The 1686-nt window shown below is 55.8% G+C and carries 1 protein-coding gene; it reads left to right on the top strand.

All coding sequences use genetic code 11. The features are described from left to right. Positions 1 to 80 precede the first annotated feature (80 nt). Entirely contained in the window at positions 81 to 1526 is a 1446-nt protein-coding gene (locus HCU76_RS36260; RefSeq protein WP_213959977.1) for an IS1182 family transposase, read from the top strand. The last annotated feature ends 160 nt before the right edge of the window (positions 1527 to 1686 follow it).

Raw genomic sequence — 1686 nt, 5'->3', positions numbered from 1 at the left:
GGGCCGAGGCTGTGTGAAAACACTTCGCCGTTTGCGTCGTAGAAAATAAAATCTCGCCACCCGTTTTGGCGAGGTGGCGCATGAAGCGATTCATTGAAGGCGCGGATAGAAGGCAGGTTACGCTGCTGCCCGAATGTCTCGACGACTTCGTCGGTGAAGACAACCCGGTACGCATCGTCGATGCCTTCGTCAACGAGCTTGATCTTGCAGCCTTGGGCTTTGAGGGCGTTGATCCTGCCATCACCGGGCGACCTTCGTATCACCCTTCGGTTCTGCTCAAGCTGTATATCTACGGTTATCTCAATCGCATTCAGTCGAGCCGGCGCCTCGAACGCGAGGCGCAACGTAATGTGGAACTCATGTGGTTGACGGGTCGCCTGACGCCCGACTTCAAGACGATCGCTGATTTCCGTCACGACAACGGCAAGGGCATCCGCAATGTGTGCCGCCGCTTCATCCAGTTGTGCCGACAGTTGAAGCTCTTCTCTCAGGCGGTAGTGGCGATCGACGGCAGCAAGTTCAAAGCCGTCAACAGCCGGGATCGCAATTTCTCTCCCGGCAAGATTGACGGGCGAAAGGAACAAATAGAGCAAAGCATCCAGCGCTACCTCGACGCACTGGAAACTGCTGATCGAACACAGCCTGCGGATCTCGAAGCCAAGACTGAACGACTGCAAGAGAAGATCGAGAGGCTGCGCGAGCAGATGCGCCAACTCGACGAAACGAAGGAACAGCTCAAAAGCGAACCAGGCCAGCAGTTCTCCCTCACCGATCCCGACGCGCGTTCGATGCTTCAGACAGGCAAGAGCACTGGCTTGGTCGGGTACAACGTGCAGACTGCCGTTGATGGCAAACACCATCTCATCGTTGCGCACGAGGTCACGAACATCGGCAACGACAGGGCGCAGCTGAGCAAGATGGCATTGGCCGCACGCGACGCGATGGGCAAGACCAAGCTGCAAGCCTTCGCAGACCGAGGCTACTTCAATGGACTTGAGATAAAGGCCTGCGAGGACGCAGGCATCACAGCCTTCGTTCCGAAGGCGATGACATCGAATGCGAAAGCCCACGGCCGGTTTGACAAGCGAGACTTCATTTACATCGCGAAAGATGACGAATACCAGTGTCCTGCCGGGCAACGAGCGATCTATCGATTCTCTAGATTTGAAGGCAATCTCAACTTGGATTTCTACTGGCCCAGTGCTTGCCCAAGCTGTTCTATGAAAGCTCAGTGCACAACCTCATCCTATAGGCGCATTCGCCGGTGGGAACATGAAGCTGTGATCGAGCGGATGCAGCATCGAATGGATCGCAAACCCAATGCGATGACATTGAGACGATCGACGATTGAACATGTCTTCGGGACACTCAAGCACTGGATGGGTTCCACGCACTTCCTGATGAAGACGATGGCTCACGTCGACACCGAAATGAGCCTTCACGTGCTGGCTTACAACTTCAAGCGGGTGATCAGCGTATTAGGTATCGCCAAAACGATGAAGGCGATGCAATTGGTGGGCCCCTGAGCCCTTCTTGACTCTCGGTTGCCCGCTCGACGACGCTCAAACGCCTTCAAACACGCCACTCTGGCGCATCGGCGCACTGGATAAACGGATGCGGCCAGCCAGCCACTGAAGCGGTCATCGATTTGTTGATGCGCGCGCGTTTTTACACAGCCTCGGCCCA

The organism is Variovorax sp. dw_308, from assembly GCF_019207085.1.
In the GTDB taxonomy this organism is placed as follows: domain Bacteria; phylum Pseudomonadota; class Gammaproteobacteria; order Burkholderiales; family Burkholderiaceae_C; genus Variovorax.
This window is presented reverse-complemented; position numbering and strand designations above follow the sequence as displayed.

Coding starts and splice junctions, on each gene's coding strand:
- HCU76_RS36260 (WP_213959977.1), top strand. CDS start 81: ATGAAGCGATTCATTGAAGGCGCGGATAGAAGGCAGGTTACGCTGCTG.